Source organism: Streptomyces sp. Tek67B01, assembly GCF_055231995.1.
Genome location: NZ_JBUYUY010000001.1, coordinates 1,287,484 through 1,313,566, shown reverse-complemented (window position 1 = coordinate 1,313,566; position 26,083 = coordinate 1,287,484). Strand labels below are relative to the sequence as shown.

Annotated in this window: 28 protein-coding genes; 14 read left to right on the top strand and 14 right to left on the bottom strand. The window is 74.0% G+C overall.

All coding sequences use genetic code 11. The annotated features are described in order from the left end of the window. Positions 1 to 2 precede the first annotated feature (2 nt). Together ACV7NM_RS06065 and ACV7NM_RS06060 are read left to right on the top strand one after the other, a co-directional pair. The gene (locus ACV7NM_RS06065; RefSeq protein ID WP_463409296.1) at positions 3 to 467 is read left to right on the top strand and encodes a phage holin family protein; all 465 of its coding nucleotides are present in this window, start codon (positions 3 to 5) and stop codon (positions 465 to 467) included. Then, the gene (locus ACV7NM_RS06060; RefSeq protein WP_463409295.1) at positions 443 to 1,165 is read left to right on the top strand and encodes a DUF3618 domain-containing protein; all 723 of its coding nucleotides are present in this window, start codon (positions 443 to 445) and stop codon (positions 1,163 to 1,165) included. The genes ACV7NM_RS06065 and ACV7NM_RS06060 overlap by 25 nt, the downstream gene beginning before the upstream one ends. Before the next feature lie 98 nt (positions 1,166 to 1,263). On the opposite strand, the gene ACV7NM_RS06055 is transcribed toward ACV7NM_RS06060, so the two are convergent. Then, a complete protein-coding gene (locus ACV7NM_RS06055) occupies positions 1,264 to 2,091 on the bottom strand; it encodes a DUF1206 domain-containing protein (RefSeq protein WP_463409294.1) in 828 nt (275 codons plus the stop codon). 498 nt (positions 2,092 to 2,589) lie between these two features. Here ACV7NM_RS06055 and ACV7NM_RS06050 point away from each other — a divergent pair, with 498 nt between their 5' ends. Further along, positions 2,590 to 3,402, top strand: a complete 813-nt coding sequence (locus ACV7NM_RS06050) for a restriction endonuclease (RefSeq protein WP_463409293.1) — start codon at positions 2,590 to 2,592, stop codon at positions 3,400 to 3,402. Between the two features lie 5 nt (positions 3,403 to 3,407). Here ACV7NM_RS06050 and ACV7NM_RS06045 read toward each other — a convergent pair whose 3' ends face one another. From ACV7NM_RS06045 to ACV7NM_RS06020, 6 genes are all read right to left on the bottom strand, one after another. Further along, positions 3,408 to 4,376, bottom strand: coding sequence for an ADP-ribosylglycohydrolase family protein (locus tag ACV7NM_RS06045; RefSeq protein WP_463409292.1), 969 nt, complete (start codon positions 4,374 to 4,376; stop codon positions 3,408 to 3,410). A gap of 114 nt (positions 4,377 to 4,490) precedes the next feature. Continuing rightward, the gene (locus ACV7NM_RS06040; RefSeq protein ID WP_463409291.1) at positions 4,491 to 5,111 is read right to left on the bottom strand and encodes a DUF305 domain-containing protein; all 621 of its coding nucleotides are present in this window, start codon (positions 5,109 to 5,111) and stop codon (positions 4,491 to 4,493) included. An 87-nt stretch (positions 5,112 to 5,198) separates the two neighbouring features. Further along, positions 5,199 to 5,627: a DUF6153 family protein gene (locus tag ACV7NM_RS06035; protein WP_463409290.1), complete on the bottom strand. Its 429-nt coding sequence runs from the start codon at positions 5,625 to 5,627 to the stop codon at positions 5,199 to 5,201. Positions 5,628 to 5,710: 83 nt separating this feature from the next. Then, the gene (locus ACV7NM_RS06030; RefSeq protein ID WP_463409289.1) at positions 5,711 to 6,382 is read right to left on the bottom strand and encodes a DUF6445 family protein; all 672 of its coding nucleotides are present in this window, start codon (positions 6,380 to 6,382) and stop codon (positions 5,711 to 5,713) included. Between the two features lie 69 nt (positions 6,383 to 6,451). Then, a complete protein-coding gene (locus tag ACV7NM_RS06025) occupies positions 6,452 to 7,561 on the bottom strand; it encodes an NUDIX hydrolase (RefSeq protein ID WP_463409288.1) in 1,110 nt (369 codons plus the stop codon). Between the two features lie 78 nt (positions 7,562 to 7,639). After that, complete coding sequence (locus ACV7NM_RS06020) at positions 7,640 to 8,263, bottom strand: LysE/ArgO family amino acid transporter (RefSeq protein WP_463409287.1); 624 nt, start codon at positions 8,261 to 8,263, stop codon at positions 7,640 to 7,642. A 69-nt stretch (positions 8,264 to 8,332) separates the two neighbouring features. On the opposite strand from ACV7NM_RS06020, the gene ACV7NM_RS06015 reads away from it, so the two are divergent. The 3 genes from ACV7NM_RS06015 to corA all read left to right on the top strand — a co-directional run bounded on the left by ACV7NM_RS06015 (position 8,333) and on the right by corA (position 10,902). Next, a complete protein-coding gene (locus tag ACV7NM_RS06015) occupies positions 8,333 to 9,265 on the top strand; it encodes a LysR family transcriptional regulator ArgP (protein ID WP_463413847.1) in 933 nt (310 codons plus the stop codon). Between the two features lie 9 nt (positions 9,266 to 9,274). Continuing rightward, positions 9,275 to 9,667: a TOBE domain-containing protein gene (locus ACV7NM_RS06010; RefSeq protein ID WP_463409286.1), complete on the top strand. Its 393-nt coding sequence runs from the start codon at positions 9,275 to 9,277 to the stop codon at positions 9,665 to 9,667. A 152-nt stretch (positions 9,668 to 9,819) separates the two neighbouring features. After that, positions 9,820 to 10,902: a magnesium/cobalt transporter CorA gene (gene corA / locus ACV7NM_RS06005; protein WP_463409285.1), complete on the top strand. Its 1,083-nt coding sequence runs from the start codon at positions 9,820 to 9,822 to the stop codon at positions 10,900 to 10,902. Between the two features lie 107 nt (positions 10,903 to 11,009). On the opposite strand, the gene ACV7NM_RS06000 is transcribed toward corA, so the two are convergent. Beyond that, positions 11,010 to 11,741 (bottom strand): anti-sigma factor, encoded by a 732-nt coding sequence (locus ACV7NM_RS06000; protein WP_463409284.1) that lies wholly within the window; start codon positions 11,739 to 11,741, stop codon positions 11,010 to 11,012. Then, positions 11,738 to 12,328, bottom strand: a complete 591-nt coding sequence (locus ACV7NM_RS05995; RefSeq protein ID WP_463409283.1) for a sigma-70 family RNA polymerase sigma factor — start codon at positions 12,326 to 12,328, stop codon at positions 11,738 to 11,740. The genes ACV7NM_RS06000 and ACV7NM_RS05995 overlap by 4 nt, the downstream gene beginning before the upstream one ends. Positions 12,329 to 12,550: 222 nt before the next feature. Here ACV7NM_RS05995 and ACV7NM_RS05990 point away from each other — a divergent pair, with 222 nt between their 5' ends. Further along, the gene (locus ACV7NM_RS05990) at positions 12,551 to 13,411 is read left to right on the top strand and encodes a chitosanase (RefSeq protein ID WP_463409282.1); all 861 of its coding nucleotides are present in this window, start codon (positions 12,551 to 12,553) and stop codon (positions 13,409 to 13,411) included. Here the strand turns inward: ACV7NM_RS05990 and ACV7NM_RS05985 are convergent. After that, positions 13,384 to 14,793 (bottom strand): glycosyltransferase family 87 protein, encoded by a 1,410-nt coding sequence (locus ACV7NM_RS05985; RefSeq protein ID WP_463409281.1) that lies wholly within the window; start codon positions 14,791 to 14,793, stop codon positions 13,384 to 13,386. The genes ACV7NM_RS05990 and ACV7NM_RS05985 overlap by 28 nt on opposite strands. Positions 14,794 to 14,906: 113 nt before the next feature. Here ACV7NM_RS05985 and ACV7NM_RS05980 point away from each other — a divergent pair, with 113 nt between their 5' ends. The 3 genes from ACV7NM_RS05980 to ACV7NM_RS05970 are packed head-to-tail and all read left to right on the top strand — an operon-like array spanning position 14,907 to position 17,066. Next, entirely contained in the window at positions 14,907 to 16,118 is a 1,212-nt protein-coding gene (locus tag ACV7NM_RS05980) for a molybdopterin-dependent oxidoreductase (RefSeq protein ID WP_463409280.1), read from the top strand. Continuing rightward, a complete protein-coding gene (locus tag ACV7NM_RS05975) occupies positions 16,115 to 16,522 on the top strand; it encodes a hypothetical protein (protein ID WP_463409279.1) in 408 nt (135 codons plus the stop codon). Before ACV7NM_RS05980 ends, ACV7NM_RS05975 begins: the two co-directional genes overlap by 4 nt. Positions 16,523 to 16,556: 34 nt before the next feature. Further along, entirely contained in the window at positions 16,557 to 17,066 is a 510-nt protein-coding gene (locus ACV7NM_RS05970) for a GNAT family N-acetyltransferase (RefSeq protein ID WP_463409278.1), read from the top strand. Between the two features lie 23 nt (positions 17,067 to 17,089). On the opposite strand, the gene ACV7NM_RS05965 is transcribed toward ACV7NM_RS05970, so the two are convergent. Genes ACV7NM_RS05965 through ACV7NM_RS05955 form a run of 3 tightly spaced genes read right to left on the bottom strand, consistent with a single transcriptional unit; the run spans position 17,090 to position 19,073 of the window. After that, entirely contained in the window at positions 17,090 to 17,770 is a 681-nt protein-coding gene (locus tag ACV7NM_RS05965) for a class I SAM-dependent methyltransferase (RefSeq protein ID WP_463409277.1), read from the bottom strand. Next, the gene (locus ACV7NM_RS05960) at positions 17,767 to 18,384 is read right to left on the bottom strand and encodes a TIGR04282 family arsenosugar biosynthesis glycosyltransferase (RefSeq protein ID WP_463409276.1); all 618 of its coding nucleotides are present in this window, start codon (positions 18,382 to 18,384) and stop codon (positions 17,767 to 17,769) included. Before ACV7NM_RS05960 ends, ACV7NM_RS05965 begins: the two co-directional genes overlap by 4 nt. Next, a complete protein-coding gene (locus ACV7NM_RS05955) occupies positions 18,381 to 19,073 on the bottom strand; it encodes a glycosyltransferase family 2 protein (protein WP_463409275.1) in 693 nt (230 codons plus the stop codon). Before ACV7NM_RS05955 ends, ACV7NM_RS05960 begins: the two co-directional genes overlap by 4 nt. Positions 19,074 to 19,202: 129 nt before the next feature. Between ACV7NM_RS05955 and ACV7NM_RS05950 the strand changes: the two genes are divergently transcribed. Then, entirely contained in the window at positions 19,203 to 20,021 is an 819-nt protein-coding gene (locus ACV7NM_RS05950) for a response regulator transcription factor (RefSeq protein WP_463409274.1), read from the top strand. Next, on the top strand, positions 20,018 to 21,127 hold the full coding sequence (locus ACV7NM_RS05945) for a sensor histidine kinase (RefSeq protein ID WP_463409273.1): 1,110 nt from the start codon (positions 20,018 to 20,020) through the stop codon (positions 21,125 to 21,127). Before ACV7NM_RS05950 ends, ACV7NM_RS05945 begins: the two co-directional genes overlap by 4 nt. A gap of 720 nt (positions 21,128 to 21,847) precedes the next feature. On the opposite strand, the gene ACV7NM_RS05940 is transcribed toward ACV7NM_RS05945, so the two are convergent. Further along, the gene (locus ACV7NM_RS05940) at positions 21,848 to 22,909 is read right to left on the bottom strand and encodes an NAD-dependent epimerase/dehydratase family protein (RefSeq protein WP_463409272.1); all 1,062 of its coding nucleotides are present in this window, start codon (positions 22,907 to 22,909) and stop codon (positions 21,848 to 21,850) included. Between the two features lie 253 nt (positions 22,910 to 23,162). Here ACV7NM_RS05940 and ACV7NM_RS05935 point away from each other — a divergent pair, with 253 nt between their 5' ends. Continuing rightward, positions 23,163 to 23,519, top strand: a complete 357-nt coding sequence (locus tag ACV7NM_RS05935) for a DUF805 domain-containing protein (protein WP_463409271.1) — start codon at positions 23,163 to 23,165, stop codon at positions 23,517 to 23,519. A 226-nt stretch (positions 23,520 to 23,745) separates the two neighbouring features. After that, positions 23,746 to 25,968 carry an NADP-dependent isocitrate dehydrogenase gene (locus tag ACV7NM_RS05930; protein ID WP_463409270.1) on the top strand — a complete coding sequence of 741 codons (2,223 nt, stop codon included), beginning with the start codon at positions 23,746 to 23,748 and terminating at the stop codon, positions 25,966 to 25,968. The last annotated feature ends 115 nt before the right edge of the window (positions 25,969 to 26,083 follow it).

The window sequence follows — 26,083 nt, the reverse complement described above, 5'->3', positions numbered from 1 at the left end:
CCGTGGCCATCTCCGCACACGAACGGCCGCCGGCCCCGTCGGCACCACCCCGGTGGACCCCCGACGGTCAGCGGTGGACCGAGCCGCAGACCGAACCGTCGATCGGAAACCTGATCTCCGAGATCGGCACGGACCTCTCACACCTGGTCCGTGACGAGATCGAGTTGGCGAAGGCCGAGATCAAGCAGGAGTCGACGAAGGCGGGCAAAGCCGTGGGGATGCTGGGCGGCGCGGGTTACGCCGGTCACCTGGCCCTGTTGTTGGGCAGCCTGACCATCGTCTTCGCCCTGTCCCATGCCATGGACATCGCGTGGGCGGCGCTGATCGTCACGGCTGTGTGGGCGGTGGCCGGCGCGATCCTCTACGTCAACGGACGCAAACAGCTGCGGACCGTCAACCTCAAGCCCGAGCAGACCGTGGAAGCGGTGAAGGAGGACGCCCGATGGGCACGACACCCGATCAGTTGAGAACCGATGTGGAGTACAGGCGTGCCCACTTGGCGCGCAACGTCGACCTCCTCGCCGACAAGATGACGCCGCGCCGCATGGCGCAGCGGCGGGTCAGCTCGGTGCGAAGGGGGCTGGGCGGGGTGAAGGAGCGCGTGATGGGCACGGCGCACGAGACCGCACAAGGCATCACCGACGGCACCGGCCAGGCGGTGGAGAACATCGCGGACACCGCCCGGGAGGCGGTGGGCGACGTGAGCGAGACCCTCCAGCAGGCGCCCGCCCGGGCACGGAAGCAGACCCAGGGCAGCCCCTTGGCCGCGGGCCTCATCGCCTTCGGCGCCGGTCTGCTCGCCGGGAGCCTCTTGCCGACCACCGAGGCGGAGGAGCGGGCGGGACGTCAACTGCGGGAGCACGGACAAGAGCTGCTGGAGCCCGTGAAGCAGACGGCCCTGGGGGCCGCCCAAGAGGTCGGGGACGAACTGCGCGAACCCGCCGCCGAGGCGGTCGAGTCCGTCAAGTCCGCCGCGCAGGACGCCGTGTCGACCACCCGGGGACAAGCCAAGGACGCGGGACAGGAGACGGCCGAGGATCTGCGCCGGGCCGGCCGGGAAACGGCAGACCAGGCCAAGGCCGCCGCGACCGGCGGGACCACCGCCGGCGCCCCCGGTTCCACGAGCCGTGAGGGAACCGAGGACGGTCCGGGGTACATGACCTGACATTCGCCTCGCCCCGTACGTCTGTGTCCCCCGGCCGAACCGGCCGGGGGACACAGACGTACGGTTCGGGCCCCGGACGGGGCCCGCGGGGTGCCGGGTCAGACGATCCGCCACCGGGCCATCGCCCAGGAGAACACCCCGAACAGCATCAGCCCGATGGCCACCGCCACCAGCAGCAACGGTCCGGCGGGGGTCTGCGTCAGCGTGCGCAACGTGTCGTCCATGCCCTTCGCCTGCGCGGGGTCGTAGCGCACTGCCGCGTGCACCGCGAAAGCCCCCGCCGCGGCGAAGACCGTACCGCGCGCCACACCGCCCGCCAGGCCGAGGAGATCGACGGCGCGACGCCACTGGGGGGAGAGTCCGCTCAGGTTCATGTGCTTGCGGAACTTGTGCTGCACCGCCCGCACGGCGGTGACGACTCCGCCCACGACGAGGGCCGCGCCGACCGCGCCGACCAGCCATTGGCCGCCCGGCCACCCGAGGACCCGCGCCGTCACGTCACGCGACTGCTCGTCGCTGGAGCGGGTGCCTCCCGAGCCGGCCGCGAAGGAAAGGACCGAGTACGCGGCGGCGGCGTAGAACACCGCCCGCGCCGCCGAGGCCAGCCGCTTCGTGGCCGCGTCGCCCTTGGGGCCGGCGGCGCCCAACGCGACCTCGGACAACCGCCAGAGCATCATGCAGGCCAGTCCGATGCCGACGGCCCAGACCAGGAAGGGGCCCAACGGCTTCCCGGCCAGCTCCTGCAACGCGCCCTGCCGGTCGGCTTCCCGGCCGCCGCCGGTGCCGAGGCCGACCCGTACGGCCAAAAGCCCGGTCATCGCGTAGAGCACGCCCCGGGCCACCAGCCCGCTGCGCGCCGTGACCTCGCGAGCGGCGCCGCCGCGGGAGACGGCGCGCAGCCCTTCGTCCGCCACCGTGGCGCTCACCGGCCCGGACCTCGCGTCGACGGGCGCCGGACGTTCCCCTCTGCGTGCCACATCCCTCAACCTTCCCCGTGCGGTCGGTTCGTGCGTCTTCGGACAGCGGAAGCCGCCGTACCGGCCCGTCGGGCGGGCCGTTCGGCGCTGCGGGGAGGCAGCGGTCGGGGCCCGGTGTGCCGGGAGAGGCGGGTACGGCAGCGGGTCGTGCCGTTGTGTGTCGTGTCGTTTCGGTTGTCCGCACGCGACACCCGGGGGGAGGGGGTGCCGCGTGCGGACGCCGATCCCGGTGGCCTGCCACACCGCTCGAAGCACCAGCCCACCGACATCAAGCCGTATGGCCCCGATCCCGGAACGCAAACGTGGCTTCGCCGCCTTCTTTTGCCTCTTTGGCCGGACGGTCCGATGAGCGGCCCGTCGGCCGCTTCAAGGCCGCTCGGCCGGGCACACGTCAGAAACGATCTTGCACCTACAGAGGTCTTGGGACGACAGGGGGGCGATGCGCCGATGACCACTGAGACCCAGCCCATACCCGCGACCGTGCGCACGGCGGGGCGCAGGTACCGGTTCAGCCTGCGCGCGACCGCACTGTGGTTCGCCGCCGTGGCGCTGCTCGTGTGCGGCGCCGGCTTCGCCGTACGGGTCCTGGCGGCAGCCGCCGCCGCGCACCCCCTCGTCGCCGTACTGGCCTCGGCCGGCTGTGTCGCGGTCGCGTGGAGCTCCGTCCGCGCGGGGCGTCGGCTGCGCCCGCGCCGGGCGGCGCGCCGTGCGGCGCGGGCGCTGGAGTACGCGGCGGCGGAGCTCGTGGAGCCGGCGCCCGCCCCCGCGCCGCTCGTACCCGAGACGCACCGGGTGGCCACGGAAGCGGTGGCATTCGACGCGGTAGTGGACGCGGTAGTGGACGCGGAGGACTACGACGCGCTCGACGGTGACGCGTTCGAGGGGGCCGTCGCCGAGCTGTGCGAACGGGACGGCTGCCTCGACGTACGCGTCGTAGGGGGCGCGGGGGACCTGGGCGCCGACATCGTCGCCATCGCACCCGACGGGCGGCGCATCGTCATCCAGTGCAAGCGCTACTGCGCCACCAACAAGGTCGGATCCCAGGACATGCAGCGCTTCGGCGGCACCTGCTTCGCCGTCCACGAGGCGGAGGTGGCCGCGGTGGTCACCACGAGCGACTTCACGGCCCCGGCCGTCGAGTACGCCGAACAGTGCGGCATCCTCTGCTTCGACCGGCAGGCCCTCCACGCGTGGGCCGCGGCGACCGGCCCCGCCCCCTGGGCCTGCGTACCCGCCCCCGCCCCCGAACCGCGGGTGTAGCGGATTCAGGCGGAGCCTACCCACGGGGGCAGCGGTTCGCGGCGTTCGAGCCAGGCCCGGGGAACGCCCGCCAGGCCGGTGCGCGCCGCGACGATCGCGGCGGTGATGGCGCAGGTGGTGTCGACGTCGCCGAGCCCCTCCGCAGTGGTCCACAAGGCGTCGGTGAGGCTGTCCGGGTGCCGCGCGGCGGACCACAGGGCGAAGGGCACGGTATCGCTCGCGCGGATCCGCCGGCCGTCGCCGAGGACCTCGGCGGCCCGGCGCGCACCGGTGTCCCCGGGCAGGTCGGCGGCCCTGCGCAGGCCGTCGCGGATCGGGCCCGCGGGCGTACGTCCGGCGACCTCCCGAAGCAGTACCGGCGCCTCGGGCGCGGGCCGGTCGCGGCTGCGCGCGGCCAGTGCCGCGGCGAGGGCCACGGCCACCGCTCCCGCGATCCCCTCGGGGTGGGCGTGCGTCACCTCGGCGGAGAACGCCGCCTGCTCCACCACCTCGTCGAGGTCGGCGCAGAACCAGGCGCCCAACGGCGCCACGCGCATCGCCGCCCCGTTGCCGAGGCTGCCCTCGCCGCCGAAGAGGCTCTTGCTCCGGGTCCGCCACTCGGCCGGGTGCTCGGCGAGCAGGGGGAGCAACTGGTGCATGCCGTAGCCGTAGCCGCGGTGGGCGTCGGCGGTGTAGGCCGCGGCGAAAGCCTCCGCCAGCCGGTCCTGGTGCACCGAGCCGTGCTCCGCCAGGACCCGGTGGATCGAGAGCGCCATGGCGGTGTCGTCGGTCCAGGGCCAGGGCGACTCCTCCGGCGTCCGGCGTGCCCGGATCGCTTCGAGCGCCTCCTGTTCGGGGCGGAACAGCGGGAACCAACGCTCCCCGAAGGCGTCTGCGAGCGCCAGGCCTTCCAGGGCGTCGAGGGCGGCGGCGGGAACGGCGGAAGAGGCAGGGGCGGCGGGAGAAGCAGGGCCGTCAGCGGCGGCAGGGGTCATGTCCCGCATGCTGTCAGCGCCCGGCGCTCGCGCGCACCCGAATTGGTGGGGCAGGCGGCCGGCCCAGGGGCCGTGCGGCCGCCCCGGAGCAGGGCGGCCGCACGGGGAGGCGGGTCAGAGGCGGGCGAGGACCGCGTTCAGCTTCTCGACCTCCGCCGACTGGTTCTTGACCACGTCGTCGGCCAGTTTCCTCGCGTCGGCGTTGACGCCGCCGCGCTGTTCGGCGCGGGCCATCTCGATCGCCCCGTTGTGGTGCGCGACCATCAGGCGGGCGAACTTCTTGTCGAAGTCCGTGCCTTGGGCCGCGTCGAGGTCCTTCATGTCCCGGTCGGACATCATCCCGGCGCCCGATCCGTCGTGCGCACCGGAGCCGTGGTCCATGCCGGGCATGGCGGTGTCCGATTCCGGCTTGCCCCAGGCCGCGAGCCAGGACCGCATGGTCCGGATCTCGGGGTCCTGCGCGGTGCGGACCGCGGCTGCGAGCGTCTTGATCTCGGTGTCCCGGGCCCGCCCGTCCGCGAGCGCGGCCATCTCCACGGCCTGCTGGTGGTGGGGGATCATCTGCTGCGCGAACGTGACGTCGGCCGCGCCGAACGCCGCCCGGGAAGCGGTGGGGGCGCCGTGCTCGATGCCGCCCATCGTGCTGCCGCCGCCCCCGCAGGCGGCGAGGAGCAGGGCGGCGGCGGTCGCGGTGGCGGCGAGGGGGATACGGCGACGGAGTGTGGTGTTGGGCATGGTGAAACCTCGCTGTGTCTGATCTGCGTGAGGGTGGACGAACGGGGTCACGCGGGCAGGGTGGACCGGCCCGCGGCGGCGTTCGGCCTATATGCGCAGGATCGACAGGGTCGCGAGATCGGGTATCCGTGGTGGGGGGCGCGGGACCGACCCGGTCACCGCGCCCGCGCGCGGCCGGGCCGGCCCGCCACCGGCGCGGCCCAGGGCGGCGCGCAGCAGTACGAGGAGGGTCGCGGCGCCCAACACGGCCACGCACAGGGAGGCCATGTCCATGCGCATGTCCGGGGCGTGCGGCGTCGCTCGGGCGCCGTCGGCCCGGGCGGCGACCGCCGTCACGGCCGAAGCGTGCGCGGTCGGATGGGCGGCCCGGTGCGCGGACGGTTGCGCGGAGGGGTGGGCGGTCGGGCTGTCGGGGTGCCCGACCGAGTGCATCACGAGGACACCGAGCGCGAGCATGACGACCAGCAGCAGATGCCCCCAGGCACCCTCCGCCCCCCCTCCGCGCCTCGCGCTCACTCCGACGACCTCCCGGAGCCCGACGATACCGCCCGCGCCCCGGGTCGGGGCTCAGGGGGTTCGGGTCGGGGTGCGCGGTGGCGTCACGCCATCCAGAAGAAGACCGCCGTCATGCGCTTCTCCTCCAAGGTGGTGCCGCTGTAACCCGTGGCCGTGTGGATCAGGTTGGCGGAGTAGAGCAGCAGGCGGTTGGCCTTGTGGGGGACGCGCACGTCCTCGACGAAGGCGTCGGGGGAGACGAAACGGGTTCCCAGGGCGTCGACGAGGTTGTTGTGCGGGGCCGCCACCTGGTTGCCGCCGAGGCTGCCGCCCGCGAGCTGCTGGCGGTAGAAGCTGGTGCCGCAGTCCTTGGGGACCAGGGGATTGAGGTAGAGCACGGCCGCGTAGCGGCACAGGGTGCGGGAGTCCGTGTGGGGGCGGGGTTCGCACTCGCCCGCGCCGACGACCTGGACGCAGTTGTGGTTGAACGTGCCACCCCCGGCGGGCGCTTGGGCCCAGATCTTCGCAGCACCCGTCGCCTTGCGCACCAGGCGCTCCACGTGGGCGAGTTCGGCCGGCTCCAGCGCGGGCATCGTGCGCAGGCCCGGCCAGCTCTCCGGCTTGTGGGGGTAGCCCTCCGTCCAGTCGTCCCTGGCCAGGCAGCGCTGCCGGACGGCGTCCGGGTCCGGCAGTACGTCGTCGAGTATCCAGTAGTCGCGGCCGCGGGTGGGCTTTCGGTAGGGGAGTACGGGCAGGGGTGGGGGTCGTAGAGACATGGAGGGGAACGTAGTTGCCGGGCCCGGCGCGCTCACCTGGGAAGGGGTCAACCTTGGGTCAAGGGTTCCTCATGCGGAGTTCCCCCCTGACGAGGCTCCTCGGGCACGGGGGTCCCCGCAGGGGCGGCCGGCGTGCAGTTCCAACGGCCCGGTGCCCTGGGCCCGGGCGGTCAGGCAGGCCTCGATCTGTCGGCGCAGCAGGGGCTTGACCAGGCCGCGCAGCTCGCCCCGGGCCGCCGTGCGCCAGCTCAGCAACTCCCCCCGCGGCAGGCGGATGCCGGCGAGTTCGGCCGGGTCGAGCACACCGCCGTCGTAGAGGAAGCGGATACGGGCCGGACGCCCCTCCTTGTGCGCCCAGTTGACGGCGAGCAGACGTCCGGGGGCGCGGTGCAGGCCGGTCTCCTCGCGCACCTCGCGCGCGGCGGCGGTCCGCGGGGTCTCCCCGAGGTCGCTCTCCACGCCGCCGCCCGGCAGGATCCAGCGGCCGGGCTTGCCGTAGGCCGGGCGCACCAGCAGGACGCGATCGGCAGGGTCGGTGAACAGTACGCTCGCGGCGGTGACGGCCTTGGGGCGCGACGCGCGGTGAGCGGCGGCGTCGAAGGCGCCCGCGTGCTCCAGTTCGGCCCGGCGGGTGGGGTCAAGCCCTGCCGGCGAGCCGGGTTGGGGACTGCCGTCCGTCAAGTGCGCGAAGGAACCGGCGTGCAGGGCGGCCAGGGCGGCGCGAAGCCGGTGGCAGCCGGGGGCGGGGAGCCGTTCGCGGGCCTCCTCGGGCGTCAGCCACCGCGCCCCGGTGATCCCGGCGCCCGTACGGGCGATCGAGGCGGTCTGCGCGCCGGTGAGCGGTCCCACGAGATGGACGTGCGTGACGAGGGACGGCCCGTGCGCGTCGGGTCCGCGGGAGTCGACGGCGAGCAGCCGACCGACCGCGGCCACCAGGCCCAGCTCCTCCCGCAGCCCCCGCGTCAGGGCCTCTTCGGGTGTCTCGGTGTCCGTGGCCGCGGCGCCCGGCAGTTCGAAGGCGTCCCGGCCGGTGGCCAGTACGAGGACCCGCCCGTGGGCGTCCAAGACGATCCCGGTGGCGATCAGGAGCGGGGGCCGCCGGGCGGCGTGGTCGGCGCCCGTCTCACCGGGGCTCGTGCGGTCCGGTGAGGTGCGGTCCGGTGGGTGGCGGTCCGGCACTCGGGCTCCTGGTGAGGGGAGGGGGTGGGGGTGGGCATGGGGTGTTCACCATTGTGGTCGCCCGGCGGCCGGGCGCGGTCAGGCACGGGCCAGCAGCATGCCGCCCATCGTCACCATCGTGGCCGCGACGAGCCCGTCCAGGACCCGCCAGGCCGCCGGACGGGCCAGGACGCCGCTCAGCAGCCGGGCGCCGTAGCCCAGGGTGGTGAACCAGGTCAGGCTGGCCACCCCGGCGCCGATGCCGAAGGCCCACCGCAGATCGCCCCGATCGGCGGCGAGGGAACCCAACAGGAGGACGGTGTCCAGGTAGACGTGCGGGTTGAGCCAGGTCATGGCCAGGCAGGTCAGCACCGCCCGGCGGGCGGAGCCGGCGCTGGCGCCGTCAGTGCCGAGGGCCGCGCCCGGAACGGGCCGCAGGACGCGCCGGGCCGCGAGCACCCCGTAGCAGACCAGGAAGACGCCCCCGGCGACACCGACGACCGTGAGCGCGGCCGGCCAGGCGGTGACGAAGGCGCCGACGCCCGCGACCCCCAGGACGATGAGGACGAGATCGGAGACGGCGCAGATGGCCACGACCGGGAGGACGGCGTGCCTGCGCGCGCCCTGGCGCAGGACGAAGGCGTTCTGCGCCCCGATGGCGACGATGAGGGAGAGGCCGGTGCCGAAACCCGCGAGGGCCGCCGTGGTGGTGCCGTGTGTCATGCGTTCGACCGTAGGCGGCCAAGTCTGTGCAGTACAGCTAAAGATTTTTACGTAGCATTAGCACTCGTGATGGACGAGCTTCCCCTGGACCAAGTACGGACGCTCCTCGCCGTGGTCGACGAGGGCACCTTCGACGCGGCGGCGGCCGCCCTGCACGTGACGCCCTCCGCCGTCAGCCAGCGGGTCAAGGCGCTGGAGCAGCGCACCGGGCGGGTGCTGCTGATGCGGACGAAACCGGTGCGGGCCACCGAGTCCGGGCAGGTGGTGGTCCGCTTCGCGCGGCAGTTGGCCCGGCTGGAGCGCGACGCCCGGGCCGAGCTGGGCATGGGCATGGCCGACGGGCGGGGGCCGGTGCGGCTGCCGATCGCGGTCAACGCGGACTCGCTCGCCACCTGGTTCCTGCCGGCGCTGACCCGGGTGCCGCAGGACCCGCCGGTCAGCTTCGAGCTGCACCGCGAGGACGAGGCGCACACGACGGCCCTGCTGCGGGAGGGGCAGGTGATGGCGGCGGTGACCTCCTCGCCCGACCCGGTGGCGGGCTGCACGGTGCGGCCACTGGGTCTCGCGCGTTACCTGCCGGTGGCGAGCCCCGGGTTCGTGTCCCGGTACCTGGCCGGACCCGGCGGCCTGGCCGATCGGCTCCGGGAGGCGCCGGCGATCGTGTTCGACCGCCGGGACGAGTTGCAGGACAGGTTCGCGCGGTCGCTCGCCGGCCCGGGCGCGCAGGACGCCGCGGCCGCTCCCGCCCGGCACCTCGTGCCGACCTCGGAGGGCTTCCGTGACGCCGTGGCGGCGGGACTCGGCTGGGGGATGGTGCCGCAACCGCAGGCGGAGCCGTTGCTGCGGGCGGGGGCGCTGGTCCTGTTGACCCCCGCGCGGCCGATGGACGTGCCGCTGTACTGGCAGCAGTGGAAGCTGGACTCGCCCGCGCTGGCGGCCGTCGCGACGGTGATCGCCCGGGCCGCGGCGGAGGCGCTCCTGCCCGCGGACCTGACGCTCTAGGGTGGCGCCATGGACTCCTACACGATCGGCCAGGCGGCCCGGCTGCTCGGCGTGAGCGTCGACACGGCGCGCCGCTGGGCCGACGCCGAACGGTTCCCGACCCGACGCGACGGGCTCCGGCGGATGGTCGACGGCCCCGACCTCGCGGCCTTCTGCGTAGAGCTGGCGCGGGAGGGGGCGGACGGCGACGACACCCCTCACACCTCGGCACGCAACGCCTTTCCGGGGATCGTCACCGCCGTGAAGCTCGGCATCGTCGACGCGCAGGTGGAGATCCAGGCGGGGCCGCACCGCGTGGTCTCCCTGCTGACGAGGGAAGCGGTGGAGGAACTCGGCCTGGAGGTCGGGGCCCGGGCCGTCGCCCGCGTCAAGTCGACCAGCGTCTTCATCGACCGCGGCTGACGGGCCGGTCCGGGGCCGCCGGGCGTCCCTCCCGGCCCCGTCCGCACCGGGGGAGGGCCGGGAGGGTGGCTTCGGGGGGACGCGCCGAGAGGGCGCTCGGCAGCGGTGACAGACTGGCCGCTGATCCGCCGAAGGGAAGTACCCCGTTGTCCATGTTCAGCAGCCTGCGCCGGGCCGTGCGCATCGGCTACCGCCGGGCCGTCGACCTCAGCCACCCGGCCCGCTCCCCGCTCGGCAGCGCGGTCGTCAACTGCGTGGTCTACCGCGACGGTGTCCGCCAGGACGGCTGCGCCGACGCGGAGGAGGCGCTGCGCCGGGTCCGCAAGGCGGGCGACGGTTTCGTCTGGATCGGCCTGCACGAGCCGTCCCAGGAGGAATTCGCCGGCCTGGCCGCGCTGTTCGGACTGCACCCGCTCGCGGTCGAGGACGCCGTGAACGCGCACCAGCGGCCCAAGGTGGAACGCTACGACGACACCCTCTTCGCCGTCTTCAAGACGGTCCGCTACGTCGAGCACGAGGAGCTGACCGCGACCAGCGAGGTCGTCGAGACCGGCGAGCTGATGGCCTTCACCGGCGAGGACTTCGTCATCACCATCCGGCACGGAGGACAGGGCACCCTCGGACCCGTCCGCGAGGCACTGGAAGCCGCGCCGGACCAACTCGCCAAGGGGCCGGCCGCCGTCCTGCACGCGATGGCCGACCACGTCGTGGACGACTATGTGGCCGTCACGGACGCCGTGCAGAGCGACATGGACGCCGTGGAGACCGCCGTGTTCAGCGAGAGCGGCGCGGGCGGGGACGCGGGCCGGATCTACCAGCTCAAGCGCGAGCTGCTCGAAATGCGCCGGGCGGTGGCGCCGCTGGCCCGTCCGCTGCAACTGCTGGCCACGCAGCCGATACCGGTGATCCCGCCCGAGATCCGCGCCTACTTCCGCGACGTGGCCGACCACCTCTCCCGCGCCACCGAGCAGATCAACTCCTACGACTCCCTCCTCGATTCGATCCTCCAGGCGCACCTGGCGCAGGTGACCGTCGCCCAGAACGAGGACATGCGCAAGATCACGGCCTGGGCGGCGATCGTCGCATTCCCGACCATGGTCTGCGGGGTGTACGGCATGAACTTCGACCACATGCCGGAACTGCACTGGAGGTTCGGCTACGAGATCGTCGTCGCCGTCATGGCGCTCGCCTGCTACGTGATCCACCGCGGCTTCCGGCGCAACGGCTGGCTCTGAGCCCGCGGCCGGTGACGTCCGCGGCGCACCTCTGCGGCGCCCGCCCCGGCCCCGGCCCGGGGCCGGGCGGAGGTCGCTGAGGCGAAACGGCCGCCGGGGCCCCGCCGTCAGCGGGCACGGGCGGCGGCCAGGCTCATCAGCATCAGGGGCCGGGACGTCGGCCGTGCCGAGCCGCCCGCCGGTTCCAAGGTCAGCCCGACCGCGGTGGCCCCGCCCACCGGGCCGCTCATCAGGGTGCCGCCGTCGCCCGGGACGAGGCCGGCCGGGCGCATCCCCCCGCCGTCCGCGAACCACAGCTGATACGTCTTGCCCGCCGGGGCGGCCGGCAGCCCGGAGCTCAGGAAGGCCGCCCGGTCCCGGGCCGCGCTGACCACCACGGTCGCCCTCGCGCCCGACGCCGAACGGCCGGTGACCGTACGGGCGTCGGAGGCGGTGATCACCTCGGTCAGGTCCCGCAGGTCGTGCACCGCGCGGGCGGACTCCCGGGCCTGCTCGCGCTGCCACAGCGCGGCGCCGCCCAGCGCCAGCCCTCCGGCCAGGCAGGCCGCCAGCGCCAGCGGCAGGGCCCGTCCGCGCAGGGCGACGATCCCCCGCCGCGGCGGGGGCTGTTGCCGTGTCGCGTCGACGCGGGCCAGCACCTCGGCCCGCATCGCGGCCGGCGGGGCCAGGGCGACCGCCGAACCCAGTCGGGCCGCCGTGGCGGCGAACTCCCGTACCTCCTGCGCACACGACGGGCAGCGGGTCAGGTGGTGAGCGAACGCCTCCCGTTCCCCGGGGTCCAGCGCGTCGAGGGCGTAGGCGCCGGACAGCGCGTGCATCTGGTCGGCGTCGACGCTCATGCGGTGACCCCCATGCAGTCGCGCAGCCGGATCAGTCCGTCGCGCAGCCGTGTCTTGACCGTGGGGAGCGGGGTGCTCAGGGTCTCGGCGACCTCGCGGTAGGTGAGTCCGCCGTAGTACGCCAGATGGACGGCCTGCCGCTGGAGTTCGGTGAGCCCGCGCACGCAGCGGCGTACCTGCTCGCTCTCCAGCCGGATCTCCACCCGCTCGCTCACCTCGTCGTAGGCGCGTGTGTGCTCCCGCGCCGCGTTGTCCTGCTCCCGCGCCGTCGCCGCCTGGGCCGAGCGGACCCGGTCCACCGCCCGGCGGTGGGCGATGGTCATCACCCAGGTCATGACGCTGCCCTTGTCGGGACGGTAACGCGGAGCCTGCCGCCAGACCTCGATCAGCACCTCCTGGGTGACCTCCTCCGACTGCGCGCGGTCGCGCAGGACCCTGACGACGATCCCGTGCACGGGACCGGCGATCACCCCGTACAGCTCGGCGAAGGCGTCCTGGTCGCCCCGGGCGATCAGGTGCATCAGGGCGGGGAGGTCGGGTCCGGAGCGCTCCGGTGGCGCGCCGAAGGTCACCGGTCGCTGTCGCACGCGGACCCCCTCGGGAGGCCGGTGCGGACGCTTCGCGTACGGGTCATGGCGGGTCGTCCTCCGGAGTGGGCGTGGTGATCAGTCCTACCCAGGCTTTCGGAGCGGGTGCCCCCCGCGGATTGGTTTGCTCCGGAAATGACAACAGGGTTTTCGCCCGTCGCATTATCTGGTAGGAAAGTTTCCTAACGGAATTGGAAGCTTCAACCCCCGTATGGAGGCCTTGTGTTCGCCCCCCACCACAAGAACAAGACCCTCGCGGTCGGCGCGCTCCTGGGCGCGGCGCTGCTCGCCGTCCCCGTCGCCGCGCACGCCACCGGCGCCGCGCCCGCGGCGGCCCTTCCCGCGTCCGCCCCTCCCGCGGCGGCCGTCAAGGCGACCGGACTCGACGACCCGGCGAAGAAGGACATCGCCATGCAGATCGTCTCCAGCGCCGAGAACTCCTCGCTCGACTGGAAGGCGCAGTACAAGTACATCGAGGACATAGACGACGGCCGCGGCTACACGGCCGGGATCATCGGCTTCTGCTCGGGCACCGGCGACATGCTCGACCTCGTCGAGTACTACACGCAGGTCAAGCCCGGCAACGTGCTCGCCAAGTACCTGCCGGCACTGCGCAAGGTGGACGGCACCGACTCGCACAAGGGCCTGGACCCGAACTTCACCAAGGACTGGGCGAAGGCCGCCCAGGACACCGAGTTCAAGAAGGCCCAGGACCACGAACGGGACCGGGTGTACTTCGACCCCGCCGTCAAGCAGGGCAAGGCCGACGGGGTCGCCGCGCTCGGCCAGTTCATCTACTACGACGCCATCGTCATGCACGGCGACGGCAGCGATTCCACCAGCTTCCGCAACATCCGGGGGCGTGCCCTGTCCAAGGCCAAGCCCCCGGCGCAGGGCGGCAACGAGACCACCTGGCTGAACGCCTTCCTCGACGCCCGCGTCTGGGCGATGAAGCAGGAGGAGGCGCACAGCGACACCAGCCGCGTCGACACCGCACAGCGGGTCTTCCTGAAGAAGGGCAACCTGGGCCTGGCCACACCGCTCGACTGGAAGGTCTACGGGGACTCCTTCCACATCGGCTGAGCCACCCGCGGCGGCCCGGACCGGAGCCCCTTCCCGGCCCGGGCCGCCCACCCCGCCAACACCGCCGCGGCCGCCAGCCCGTACGCCACCCGCACCGTCTCGGCACCCAGCGCGGGCGCGCAGACGTACGCCGCGGCGCCCGCGACCGCCACCCCCAGCCACTCCGCGCGGCCGTCCAGCGCCACCAGGGCGACCAGCAGCAGCGCGTACCAGGAGTACCCCGGCGTCATCAGCAGGAAGGCGGTACCGGTCACCGTCAGCGCGCCGCTCCACGGCCGCGACGGATCGCCGCGCCACCAGACGTACGCCACCACCGCCGCCATCCCGAGCGCCACGGCCGGTACCGCCCAGGACGCCGGGAGCACCAGCCGCAGCAGCGCGTACCGGCCGCCCGCGCCCGGGTCCTGGTACCCCTCCTCCTGCGCGTACCCGCCGAGGTACCCGAAGACCGACGAGCGGGACACGAGTACGTACGGCAGGTACGCCAGCACCACCACCGCGGCCGTCGGCAGCAACAGGGCCGCCGCGTCCCGCCACCGCCGTACGCCCGCCAGCGCTCCCGGCAGCAGGACGGCCGGCAGCAGCTTCGCGGCGACCGCCAGCCCGAACAGCGCCCCTCCCGCGACCCGCCGGCGCACCACCACCCCCAACGCGGCCACCGACAGCAGCACCGCCAGACCGTCCACGTGCGCGTTGTTCACCGCCTCCACCGCGACCGCCGGGCACCACGACCAGTACGCGACCGTACGCGGATCGGCGCCCGCGCGCCGCCGGACCAGCAGCAGGGCCCCCGTGACGGCGAGCGCCGTCAGCGCGCCACCGACCTGGAGCGCCTTGTGGCGCACCCCGGCCGGCGACAGGACGTGCACGAGGGCGAAGTACCCCTCCGCCACGGGCGGGTAGATCGTGTGCACGGTCGGCCGGTTGATGCGGGTGCACACCCCCGGCTCCACCGCGACCCGGTTCGGTCCGGCGCAGGCGGACCCTCCGCGCGGGAACAGCCACTCGTCGCGCAGCCCGCGCAGCGCCGGGTCCGCCGGGGCGTGGTCGTACGGGGAGATCCCGGCGGCCTGGACCCGGCCGTCCCAGGCATAGCGGAAGGAATCGGTGCTGGTCAGCGGTGGCCCGGCGAGCCCCGCCAGCGCCACGGCCAGCGCGCCCGCCAGTACCAGCGGGACCACCAGCCGCCGCGGCACGCCGCGCAACGACCACACGGCAGCGGCGAACAGCGCCCAGGCGGCGGCGTACCACCACGTGAGCGTCGCCGGGTCGGTGACGTAGCCCTCGTCGCGGACGGCCGGCACGAGGACGGCCGTCAGGGCGGCGAGCAGCAGGACGGTGACGGCGGTGCGGGTGCGGGGGAGGCGGCTTGGCTCGTTCATCGGGCCAGCCTCCCAGCGGGCACCCGCGCCAGACGCGTGACCTGGCCCGACGTCCGCGTTTCGTAAGGTGTCGAACCGCCCGCGCGGCGCCCGGCGGCGGTGTGATGGGAACCATGACTCCCCAAGCCCCTCGCGGCAGGTGGCGGTTCCCGCTCCCCTCCGTGCGACCGCCCCGGTTCGCCGGACGACTGCCCTCCCTCCGGGTCCGGCCCCCCTCCTTCTCCGGGCGGCTGCACGACGCCCGCACGGCCACCGCCGTGGGGCGCTGGCTCGGCGCGGCCTTCGCCGTCTGCTTCATCACCGGCCTGATCAGCCACTACCTCCAGCACCCGCCCTCCTGGGCGGCGGACGCGCTGCCCGCCCGACCGATCTGGGGATACCGGCTCAGCCAGGGCCTGCACATCGGGACCGGCCTCGCGGCGATCGTGCTGCTCCTGGTCAAGTTGTGGACGGTCTACCCGAGGCTGTTCGCCTGGCCGCCCGTGCGCGGAGTGCGGCACGCGCTGGAACGGCTGTCGGTCGCCCTGCTGGTGGCGTCCGCCGTCCTGGAGGTCTTCACCGGACTGCTCAACATCGTCGAGTGGTACCCGTGGCCCTTCGGGTTCATCCAGACCCACTTCGCGCTGGCCTGGGTCGCCATCGGCTCGATCCTGCTCCACGTCGCCGTCAAGGCCCCCGAGATCAGGGCCCACTGGGGACGCCGCTCGCCCGGGACGCTCGAACTCCCGGCGTCGGACGGCCCGGACCGGCGCGCGCTGCTCTTCGGCGCCGGCGCCGCCATCGGCGTGATCACCCTCACCACCGTCGGCCAGGCCTTCACCCCGCTCAAGCGGCTGGACCTGCTCGCGCCCAGGCATCCCGACATCGGACCGATGGGACTGCCGGTGAACCGGACGGCCGAGGCCGCGGGGATCACCACCGAGGCCCTGGACGACTGGCGGCTGGAGGTGATCGGGCCGACCACGTACCGGCTGACGCTCGATCAACTCCGTGGACTGCCGCAGACGTCCGTACGGCTGCCCATCGCCTGTGTGGAGGGTTGGAGCGTGGAGGCGCGCTGGCGCGGGGTCCGGATCAGCGACCTGCTCGCGCGGGCGGGGGCGCCACCCGGGGCCGGAGTGCGCGTCACCTCGCTGGAGACCTCGGGCGCCTACCGGGTGATGGAGATGGGCCGCGACTACGCGGAGGACCCGCTGACGCTGCTCGCCCTGGAACTCGGCGGTGAGGTGCTGTCCGTGGACCACGGCTATCCGGCGCGGATCATCGCCCCCAACCGGCCGGGCGTGCTCCAGACCAAGTGGGTCACCCGGCTGGAGGTGCTGTGAAGACCTACCGGTACACCCTCGGCGCCCTCGGGCTGCTGCTGATCGCCGTCGGGGCCCGGCTGGTGGCCGTGCTGCCCGATCCCCTCGACGTACTCGTCTGGCTCGGCGGCGCGCTCGTCCTGCACGACGCGGTCATCGCCCCGCTGGTGTTGGGCGTCGGCCTGCTGGTCGCGGCGCTGCCCGCGCGGGGGCTGCTGCGCGGGGCGCTGCTCACCGGCGGCGCGGTGGTGCTGGTCACCCTGCCGCTGCTGGTGCGCCCCGGGAGCCCGCCCAACACGTCGGCGCTGCCGCTCCCGTACGGGAGGAACCTGCTGCTGGTCCTGGGGGCGGTGGCCGTGGTCGCCGGGCTCCTCGCGGTGGTCTCGGCGGCACGCTCCCGCGCCCGCCGCCGGCGGGACGTGTGACGGGCCCCGAGCATACGTACGTATGCTCGGGGCCATGGTGGTATTGGAGCGGCTGAGGACGGACCACGCGGACGCCCTGTTCGCCTTCGAGCGGGCCAACAGGGCGTACTTCGCGCGCACCGTGCCGGACCGGGGCGACGCGTACTTCACCGGTTTCGCCGACCGCCACCGTGCCCTGCTCGCCGAACAGGAGGCGGGCGTCTGCCACTTCCACCTCGTGTTCGACATCGAGGGGATGTTGGTCGGGCGGATCAACCTCGTGGACGTCCTGGACGGGAGCGCCGAACTCGGCTACCGGATCGGAGAGGGCGCGGCCGGCCGCGGTCTGGCGACGGCGGCGGTCGGCGATGTCCGCCGACTGGCCGCCGGCCCGTACGGGCTCCGCGAACTCACCGCGCTCACCACCCTCGACAACCCGGCCTCCACGACCGTCCTCACCCGCAACGGCTTCACCGCCACCGGCGACACCCGCGTCAACGGCCGCCCGGCCATCCGATACACCCACCGGCTACCGCGGCTGTCGCCGGGCACCGAAACGGCCTGACCGGGCCCTCCGGGGCGAGCGGGTCAGAGACGGACCGGTCGGCCCGGTCGGCCGGTACGTGCCAGTTCCACGAACACCCGGCCCCGCACCGACCAACGGTGCGACGGAGTCCATCCCGACGCCGACGCGTGCGCGGCCAGCGCCGCCGGGCCGACGCGGGCCCACGGGAACGGGGTGCCGAGGCCACCCCGCCCGTCCGCGACGCGCACCTCGCAGCGCTCGTCGACCTCCACCTCGGCACACTCGACGACCAGCGTGCCGGACCCGGCCAGCACCTCGGCCATCCGCCGCAGCAGCGCCGCCGGGTCGCCGCCGATCCCGATGTTCCCGTCGATCAACAGCGCCGTGTCCCAACGCCCCTCCCCGGGCAGGGCGTCGAAGACCGACCGGTGCAGCGCCGTACCGCCCGAGCGGGCCGTGAGGGCCACCGCCTCCGGGCTGACGTCGATCCCCAGCGCGCGGTGTCCCAGGGCGGCCAGCGCCGACACCAGCCGGCCGGGACCGCAGCCGATGTCCAACACCGAGCCCCGGCAGCGGTCCAGCACCGTCCAGTCCGCCCCGTCGGGCTCCTCGCACCAGCGCTCCACGTCCAGTGGCAACAGCCAGCCGTCGCCGCGTCGCAGGAACAGCGGGCCCCGGCCACTGCGCAGCGCGACGGTGTACGGGTCCGCCGACCAGGCCGCGACCGCCCCCGGCGCGCTCATCGGCGGGCCGCCCGGGCGAGCCCGGCCAGCCGGGCCGCGAAGGCACCCGCCGGGGCGTGCGCCGCCACCAGCCGGGCGTCCTCGGCGGTGTCCACGTCCCGCAGCACCGGCAGCCGCCCGATCCGCAGCCCCGCCGCGCGCAGCCGCTCGTACTGGACGGCGCCCGTCTCGGCCACGGACATCGGTACGCCCAGCAACAGCGAGGGGTCCGGCGCCGCCAGGCCGAGCGCCCAGAAGCCCCCGTCCGCCGCCGGCCCGAACCACGCGTCGCGCTGCGACCAGTCGACATCCAGCAACTCCGGCGTGACCTGGGGGGTGTCCATGCCGATCAGCAGCGCCGGCCCGTCGCACCCCGCGAAGGCGGCCGCGAGCCGCTCGTCGAGGCTTCCGGCCACCTGTGGCACCACCTCGAACCCGGGCGGCAGCCACGGACCGGGCCGCCCCTGCAGTACGAGCACCCGCCGCTCGGCGGGCGTACGGGCCACCGCGTCGAGGGTGTCCGCCAACGCGGCCTCCGCCAGCCCGGCCGCCTCGGCGGGGGTGAACGGCGGGGTCAGCCGGGTTTTGACCCGACCGGGCAGCGGCTCCTTCGCGATCACCATCAACGTACTCAACGCGCACCCCCGGCCACCGGACGGCCGGTGGTGGGCTCCGCCAGCACCCGGCTCATGTCCCGCACGGCCTGCCAGGTGCCCAGCCAGGTACCGGTCACCTTCGACTTCCCGGACCGGGGCAGGTACGGCACGTCCACCTCCCGGACCCGCCACCCGGCGTCCGCCGCCCGTACCACCATCTCCAGCGGGTACCCGGAGCGCCGGTCGGCCAGGTCCAACCCCAACAGGCCGGTTCGCCGCGCGGCCCGCATCGGACCCAGGTCGCGCAGCTCCAACCCGGTCCGGCGGCGCAGCATCCGGGCCAGTGCCAGATTCCCGGCCCGGGCGTGCGCGGGCCAGGCGCCCCGCCCCTGCGGACGGCGCCGGCCCAGCACCAGATCGGCCTCGCCGCCGGCCACCGAGGCCACGAACCCGGTCAGCAGCCCGGGGTCCAGGGAGGCGTCGCAGTCGCAGAAGCAGACGATGTCCGCCTCGGAGGCGAGCAGCCCGGCGTGGCAGGCGGCGCCGAACCCGCGCCGCTCCTCGCGCACCACGGTGGCGCCGAGCGCCCGGGCGATCCCGGCGGAGCCGTCGGTGGAGCCGTTGTCCACGACCAGGGCCCGCCAGCCGGCGGGGATGCGGTCCAGCACCCAGGGGAGGGCCTCGGCCTCGTTCAGACAGGGGAGTACGACGTCTACGGTCGCGGTCATGGTCACGGGTTCACCGTAGGAAGCGGGAGGCCCCGATGGGGTCCGGGACTCCTTACGAAACGCGGACGTCACCCTTCCCGGACAGGCGTGCGCCCCCGCGCGCGGGCATCGGATGGGAGGCTGGAGGGCATGAGCATGGAAGCACCCCCCGCCCGGATCCTCGTCGTGGACGACGACCCGACCGTCTCCGAGGTCGTCGCCCAGTACCTGCGGCGCGCCGGGTTCACCGTCGAGGAGGCCGATGACGGACCGTCCGCCCTGGACCGGGCCGGGCGGGCCCGCCCCGATCTGGTGGTCCTGGACCTGATGCTGCCGGGGCTGGACGGCCTGGAGGTGTGCCGGAGGCTGCGCGAGGCCGGCCCCGTACCGGTGATCATGCTGACCGCCCGGGGGGACGAGGACGACCGGATCGCGGGCCTGGAGGTGGGCGCGGACGACTACGTCACCAAGCCGTTCAGCCCGCGCGAGCTGGTGCTGCGCGTGACGTCCGTCCTGCGGCGCAGCCGGGCCGCCGGACCCGCCGGACCCGCCGGACCCGCCGGACCCGCCGGACCCGCCGGACCCGCCGGACCCGTCGGCGCGCCGCGCGTCCTTGAGGGCGCCGGGTTGGCGCTGGACCCCGCGACCCACCGCGCCACCAAGGACGGGCGGGAACTGACGCTGACCCTGCGGGAGTTCGACCTGCTCGCGCACTTCCTGCGGCACCCCGGGCGGGCCCACGGCCGGGAGGAGCTGATGCGCGAGGTGTGGGGCTGGGACTTCGGGGACCTGTCGACGGTGACCGTGCACGTACGAAGGCTGCGCGCGAAGGTCGAGACGGACCCGGGCCGACCCCGGCTGATCCAGACGGTGTGGGGGGTCGGCTACCGCTTCGACCCCACCGGCGCCGAGGACGCGCCCACCGGTGTCGAGGACGCGCGGACCGCCGGAGCGGGGGAGACGGCATGACCGACATCCTGCTCATCGCGCTGTTCGCCCTCGGCGGGGCGGCCTGCGCCGGGGTGCTCGGAGCGGGCGTCCTGCGGCTGGTGCGGCACCGCTCGGTGGCCGTCTCGCTCACGGTCATCGCCGCCGTCACGGTCACCGCGATGCTGGCCGGCACCCTGGCCGTCGCCCAGGCCATGTTCCTGTCGACGCACGACCTCGGCGTGGTGACCCTGGTCGCGGCGATGGCGGCGGTGGTGTCCTTGGCCACCGCGCTCCTGCTGGGGCGGTGGGTGGTCGCCCGCAGCAGGGAACTCTTCCTCGCGGCCCGCGACTTCGGCGACGGAGGCGACTTCGCCGCCCCGCCCGGGCAGACCACCGCCGAACTGGACGCGCTCTCCCGGGAGCTGGCGGCGACCAGCGCGAAGCTGGCCGCCTCCCGGGAGCGGGAGCGCGCGCTGGAGGCCTCGCGGCGGGAGCTGGTGGCCTGGATCTCGCACGACCTGAGGACGCCGCTGGCGGGGCTGCGGGCGATGTCGGAGGCGCTGGAGGACGGCATGGCCGCCGACCCGGCCCGCTACCACCGGCAGATCCGCACCGAGGTGGAGCGGCTGAATTCGATGGTCGGGGACCTGTTCGAGCTGTCCCGCATCCATGCGGGCGCGCTCAGCCTGACCCCGAGCCGGATGTCCCTGTACGACCTGGTCGGGGACGCGCTGTCGGGGGTGGACCCGTTGGCGCGCGAGCACGGGGTCCGGCTGGTGGGGGACACCGTCGAGCGGGTGCCGGTGGAGGTGGACGGCAAGGAGATGACGCGGGTCCTGGCGAACCTGCTGATCAACGCGATCCGGCACACCCCCGCGGACGGGACGGTCGCCATCGCCGCCGAGCGGCAGGACGGGGCGGTCGTCCTGTCCGTCACGGACGGCTGCGGCGGCATCGCGTCCGAGGACCTGCCCCGCGTCTTCGACACCGGCTGGCGCGGCACGACGGCCCGTACGCCCCCGGCCGGAGCGGGCCTGGGCCTCGCCATCGTCCGGGGCATCGTCGAGGCCCACTCCGGCCACGCCACGGTCCACAACGTCCCCGGCGGCTGCCGCTTCGAGGTAACCCTGCCACTCACGGTGTGACGGGCCGGGCCCACCCCGACGGCCCGGGCCCCCCGGCTTCGACCGGGCGGGTCCCCTCGCCGGCCCACCCCGGCGCCCGGTCGTCCCCGGACCACTCCGTCACCGTCGGGGCGTCGCCCGAACCCTCCACTGGACGGGCGCCCTCGGTCTGCCCGACCCCCGGAGGGCGTCTCTCCGCCTGGAGCCGCACGGCGTCCGCCGCCGCGGTCTTCCCGTAAACGCCGGGGCCCCAGTGGTGTGCGCCCGGTACCTCCGCTGCGCGGGTACCTCTCCGCCTTGCGGTGCCGGGGAGGCCGGCCGGCCCGGCGTCGTCGGACGCCCGATACCCCGGGGCAGCCCTCTGCCCGGCGCCGCGTGGCGTCCGCCGCCGCAGCCCCCGTGACCGCCCGGGGCCCCGGCCAGCCCCCCCGATCTGCCCGGAGGCGCCGCGCCGCCCCGGCGTCGTTGGGGCACCCGAGCACCTCCGGGCGCGCTGACGTCCTCCGCTTGGCGCCGCGCGCCGTCGGCGGCTGTGGTCCCGACCGCGACCGCGTGGCCCAGCGGTGTGCGTGAGCACCTCCGGAACACGGGTGCTCCTCCGCCTGGCGCCAACCCGTATTCGGCCCCGGCACCGCAGGCGCCCCCCGGGGGTTTGCCCGGGGCCCGGGGCCGCCCCGGCGGCGTTGGGGCCGCCCGAGTACCTCCGGTATACGGGCGCCCCACGGGCCGTACGGTCAGGGCTCAGACCGTCGCACGTTGGGGGGCGTGGGCGAACTCCGTCATGCCCTTCTCGAAGGAGATCTCCGGGCGCCAGCCCAGGTCCGCGCGGAGGCGGCGGGAGTCGGCCGTGATGTGGCGGACGTCGCCCAGGCGGAACTCGCCCGTCACGACCGGCTCCGGGCCGCCGTGCGCCGCGGCCAGGGCCGAGGCCATCTCCCCGACCGTGTGCGGCTCGCCGCTGCCGGTGTTGTACGGGGTGCAGGCGCCCGGCGGCAGGGCGTCCGGGGAGCCGAGTGCCTCCAGGGCCACCACGTTGGCGGCCGCGACGTCCCGGACGTGGACGAAGTCGCGCCGCTGGGCCCCGTCCTCGAAGACCCGGGGCGCCTCGCCCGCGGCCAGCGCCGACCGGAAGAAGGACGCCACCCCCGCGTACGGGGTGTCGCGCGGCATCCCGGGCCCGTACACGTTGTGGTAGCGCAGCGACACCGCCCGGCCGTCCACGCACCGCGCCCACGCCGCGGCCAGGTGTTCCTGGGCCAGCTTGGTGGTCGCGTACACGTTGCGCGGGTCGGCCGGCGCGTCCTCGTCCACCAGGCCCGGGGCGAGCTCCGCGCCGCAGGAGGGGCAGCGGGGCTCGAACAGGCCCTCGGTCAGGTCCGCCACCCGGCGCGGCCCGGGCCGCACCACCCCGTGGCGGGGGCACTCGTAGCGGCCCTCCCCGTAGACCACCATCGAGCCCGCGAGGACGAGTGCGCGGACCCCGGTTTCGGCCATCGCCGCGAGCAGGACCGCCGTCCCCAGGTCATTGGCGCCGACGTAGGCGGGCGCGTCGGCGAAGTCCTTGCCGAGCCCGACCATGGCGGCCTGGTGACAGACCGCGTCCACCCCGCGCAGCGCCGCCCGCACGGCGTCGGGATCGCGGACGTCCGCCCGTACGAATTCGGGTCCCGGCGGCTGGTGGGGGACGGGATGGACGGCCGGCAGCAGGGCGTCGAGGACCACGGGTCGGTGCCCGCGCCCGCGCAGGGCCGTGACGATGTGGGAGCCGATGAACCCGGCTCCTCCGGTGACGAGTACGCGCATGCACCGGACGCTACGGAGTCCACCGCCCCGCCGGCGGCTCCCGCGCGGCTCCGTAAGGGTTCCGTCAGATCCCCCGCCACCCGGGGGCGCATCGGCGCCACGGTGGCGGAGGTGTCAACTCCTCTTCTCCACACGGAATTCGGCCCATCTTCGCGACCGCCGATCGGCTTGAGAGTGCTGTAAGAAGGGCATAAGTCCGGCCTGGGGTCGCTCCTGCGGGAGGAGTGGCCGAATTCGCTCCCTGGGGGGACCCGTGCACTACTACACGGACATACTCAAGCGCTACGCGGACTTCGACGGCCGGGCCCGCCGGCAGGAGTACTGGATGTTCGTCCTGTGGAACATCCCGATCGTGGCCGTGCTCATGGTCATCGACTTCGCGCTCGGCAGCTACCCGGTCATCACCTGGATCTACAGCCTCGCCGTCCTCCTGCCCAGCCTGGGCGTCTCCGTACGCCGGCTGCACGACACCGGCAAGTCCGGCTGGTGGTACCTGATCAGCCTGATCCCGTTCATCGGCGGTATCTGGCTGCTCGTCCTCATGGCCACCGAGGGACAGCGGGGCGCGAACGAGTACGGGTCCGACCCCAAGCACGTCGTCGCCGCCTGACCGGGGCGCCCACCACCGCACCGAACCGCACCCCACAACGCCGCTCGCTCCGTTCCGAGCGCCGCCTCCGGCTGGAAACAGTCGTGGGCGGCGCTTTCGCGCGCCGGGTGACATGTCTCTCGTGACCTTGCGGCCAGGGGGCTGTCCGGACCGGCCCGATCACGAGATATCTTGATGTCGAGCAATGTTGCAGACGAGAGACGCAGACTGTGGAGCGGAGCATCCGGTGACTGACTCGACCATCATCTACACGCACACTGACGAGGCCCCGGCCCTCGCGACGTATTCGTTCCTGCCTGTGGTCCAGGCGTACGCGTCGACGGCCGGTGTGAATGTCGAGACCCGTGACATCTCCCTGGCCGGTCGGATCATCGCCGGCTTCCCCGAGTACCTCGAAGAGGGCCGGCGCGTCGCCGACGCCCTCGCCGAGCTCGGCGAGCTGGCGAAGACGCCGGAAGCCAACATCATCAAGCTGCCCAACATCTCGGCCTCGATCCCGCAGCTCAAGGCCGCGGTCGCCGAGCTGCAGGGCCAGGGCTACGCGCTCCCGAACTACCCGGACGACCCGAAGACCGACGAGGAGCGCGAGATCCGCGCCCGCTACGACAAGGTCAAGGGCAGCGCCGTCAACCCGGCCCTGCGCGAGGGCAACTCCGACCGCCGCGCCCCCGCCTCGGTGAAGAACTACGCCAAGGCCCACCCGCACCGCATGGGCGCCTGGAGCCCCGAGTCGAAGACGAACGTCGCCACCATGGGCGAGAACGACTTCCGCTCCACCGAGAAGTCCGCCGTCATGGCCGAGGCCGGCACGCTCCGCATCGAGCACGTCTCCGCCGACGGCACGACCACCGTGCTCCGCGAGTCCGTACCGGTCCTCGCCGGTGAGGTCGTCGACGCGTCCGTGATGCACGTCGACGCGCTGCGCACCTTCCTCAACGACCAGATCGAGCGGGCCAAGGCCGAGGGCGTCCTGTTCTCCGTGCACCTCAAGGCCACGATGATGAAGGTCTCCGACCCGATCATCTTCGGCCACGTGGTCCGTGCCTTCTTCCCGAAGACCTTCGCCCGCTACGGCGACGCCCTCGCCGCCGCCGGTCTGTCCCCGAACGACGGCCTCGGCGCGATCCTCAAGGGCCTCGACGGCGTCCCGGACCTCGGCGACGAGATCAAGGCCTCCTTCGAGGCCGAGCTGGCCCACGGCCCGGCCCTCGCCATGGTCGACTCCGACAAGGGCATCACCAACCTGCACGTCCCGTCCGACGTCATCGTCGACGCCTCGATGCCGGCCATGATCCGCACGTCCGGCCACATGTGGAGCCCGGACGGCCAGGAGGCCGACACCCTCGCCGTCCTCCCGGACAGCAGCTACGCCGGTGTCTACCAGGCCGTCATCGAGGACTGCCGCGCCCACGGCGCCTTCGACCCGGCCACCATGGGCTCGGTGCCGAACGTCGGCCTCATGGCGCAGAAGGCCGAGGAGTACGGCAGCCACGACAAGACCTTCGAGATCGCCGCCGCGGGCACCGTCCGCCTCGTCGACGCCGAGGGCAACGTGGTCCTGGAGCAGGAGGTCGCCGCCGGTGACGTCTTCCGCGCCTGCCAGACCAAGGACGCGCCGATCCAGGACTGGGTCAAGCTCGCCGTCACCCGCGCCCGCGCCACCGGCGTCCCGGCCGTCTTCTGGCTGGACGAGGGCCGCGCGCACGACGCGCAGCTGATCGCCAAGGTCAAGACGTACCTCGCCGACCACGACACCGACGGTCTCACCATCAAGATCCTCTCCCCGGTCGAGGCCACCGCCTTCTCCCTGGACCGCATCCGTCGTGGCGAGGACACCATCTCGGTGACCGGCAACGTGCTGCGCGACTACCTGACCGACCTCTTCCCGATCCTGGAACTGGGCACCAGCGCCAAGATGCTGTCGGTCGTCCCGCTGATGAACGGCGGCGGCCTCTTCGAGACCGGCGCCGGCGGCTCCGCCCCCAAGCACGTGCAGCAGCTCGTCAAGGAGAACTACCTGCGTTGGGACTCCCTCGGCGAGTTCCTCGCGCTGGCCGTCTCCTTCGAGCACCTCGCGACCACCACCGGCAACGCCCGCGCCCAGGTGCTGGCCGACACCCTGGACCGCGCGACCGGCACCTTCCTCAACGAGGACAAGTCGCCGAGCCGCAAGCTGGGCGGCATCGACAACCGCGGCAGCCACTTCTACCTCGCCCTGTACTGGGCGCAGGAGCTGTCCCGCCAGATCGACGACCCGAAGCTGGCGGCCGCCTTCGAGCCGCTCGCCAAGTCGCTGGCCGAGCTGGAGCAGACCATCGTCGGCGAGCTCGTCGCGGTGCAGGGCAACCCGGTCGACATCGGCGGCTACTACCAGCCCGACCCGGCCAAGTGCGCCGCGGTGATGCGTCCGTCCGACTCCTTCAACAAGGCGATCGCGACGCTGGGCTAAAACCCAACGCGCCGACCCGTCCGACGTGTTCCGCCCCGGCCGGCCCCGTGCCCGGCCGGGGCGGACCCGTCCGCGGGGCCGGGGAGGCGCCGGGCTCCCGGCGCAGCCCGTCGAG

Excerpts from the sequence above, each read along its gene's own strand:
- ACV7NM_RS05950 (WP_463409274.1), top strand. The coding sequence starts at position 19,203 with ATGAGCATGGAAGCACCCCCCGCCCGGATCCTCGTCGTGGACGACGAC.
- ACV7NM_RS06040 (WP_463409291.1), bottom strand. The coding sequence starts at position 5,111 with ATGCCCAACACCACACTCCGTCGCCGTATCCCCCTCGCCGCCACCGCG.
- ACV7NM_RS06020 (WP_463409287.1), bottom strand. The coding sequence starts at position 8,263 with ATGACACACGGCACCACCACGGCGGCCCTCGCGGGTTTCGGCACCGGC.
- ACV7NM_RS06060 (WP_463409295.1), top strand. The coding sequence starts at position 443 with ATGGGCACGACACCCGATCAGTTGAGAACCGATGTGGAGTACAGGCGT.
- ACV7NM_RS05980 (WP_463409280.1), top strand. The coding sequence starts at position 14,907 with ATGACTCCCCAAGCCCCTCGCGGCAGGTGGCGGTTCCCGCTCCCCTCC.
- ACV7NM_RS06000 (WP_463409284.1), bottom strand. The coding sequence starts at position 11,741 with ATGAGCGTCGACGCCGACCAGATGCACGCGCTGTCCGGCGCCTACGCC.
- ACV7NM_RS06050 (WP_463409293.1), top strand. The coding sequence starts at position 2,590 with ATGACCACTGAGACCCAGCCCATACCCGCGACCGTGCGCACGGCGGGG.
- ACV7NM_RS05955 (WP_463409275.1), bottom strand. The coding sequence starts at position 19,073 with ATGACCGCGACCGTAGACGTCGTACTCCCCTGTCTGAACGAGGCCGAG.
- ACV7NM_RS05940 (WP_463409272.1), bottom strand. The coding sequence starts at position 22,909 with ATGCGCGTACTCGTCACCGGAGGAGCCGGGTTCATCGGCTCCCACATC.
- ACV7NM_RS06045 (WP_463409292.1), bottom strand. The coding sequence starts at position 4,376 with ATGACCCCTGCCGCCGCTGACGGCCCTGCTTCTCCCGCCGCCCCTGCC.
- corA (WP_463409285.1), top strand. The coding sequence starts at position 9,820 with ATGTTCAGCAGCCTGCGCCGGGCCGTGCGCATCGGCTACCGCCGGGCC.
- ACV7NM_RS05985 (WP_463409281.1), bottom strand. The coding sequence starts at position 14,793 with ATGAACGAGCCAAGCCGCCTCCCCCGCACCCGCACCGCCGTCACCGTC.
- ACV7NM_RS06015 (WP_463413847.1), top strand. The coding sequence starts at position 8,333 with ATGGACGAGCTTCCCCTGGACCAAGTACGGACGCTCCTCGCCGTGGTC.
- ACV7NM_RS05970 (WP_463409278.1), top strand. The coding sequence starts at position 16,557 with ATGGTGGTATTGGAGCGGCTGAGGACGGACCACGCGGACGCCCTGTTC.
- ACV7NM_RS06010 (WP_463409286.1), top strand. The coding sequence starts at position 9,275 with ATGGACTCCTACACGATCGGCCAGGCGGCCCGGCTGCTCGGCGTGAGC.
- ACV7NM_RS05965 (WP_463409277.1), bottom strand. The coding sequence starts at position 17,770 with ATGAGCGCGCCGGGGGCGGTCGCGGCCTGGTCGGCGGACCCGTACACC.
- ACV7NM_RS05945 (WP_463409273.1), top strand. The coding sequence starts at position 20,018 with ATGACCGACATCCTGCTCATCGCGCTGTTCGCCCTCGGCGGGGCGGCC.
- ACV7NM_RS06030 (WP_463409289.1), bottom strand. The coding sequence starts at position 6,382 with ATGTCTCTACGACCCCCACCCCTGCCCGTACTCCCCTACCGAAAGCCC.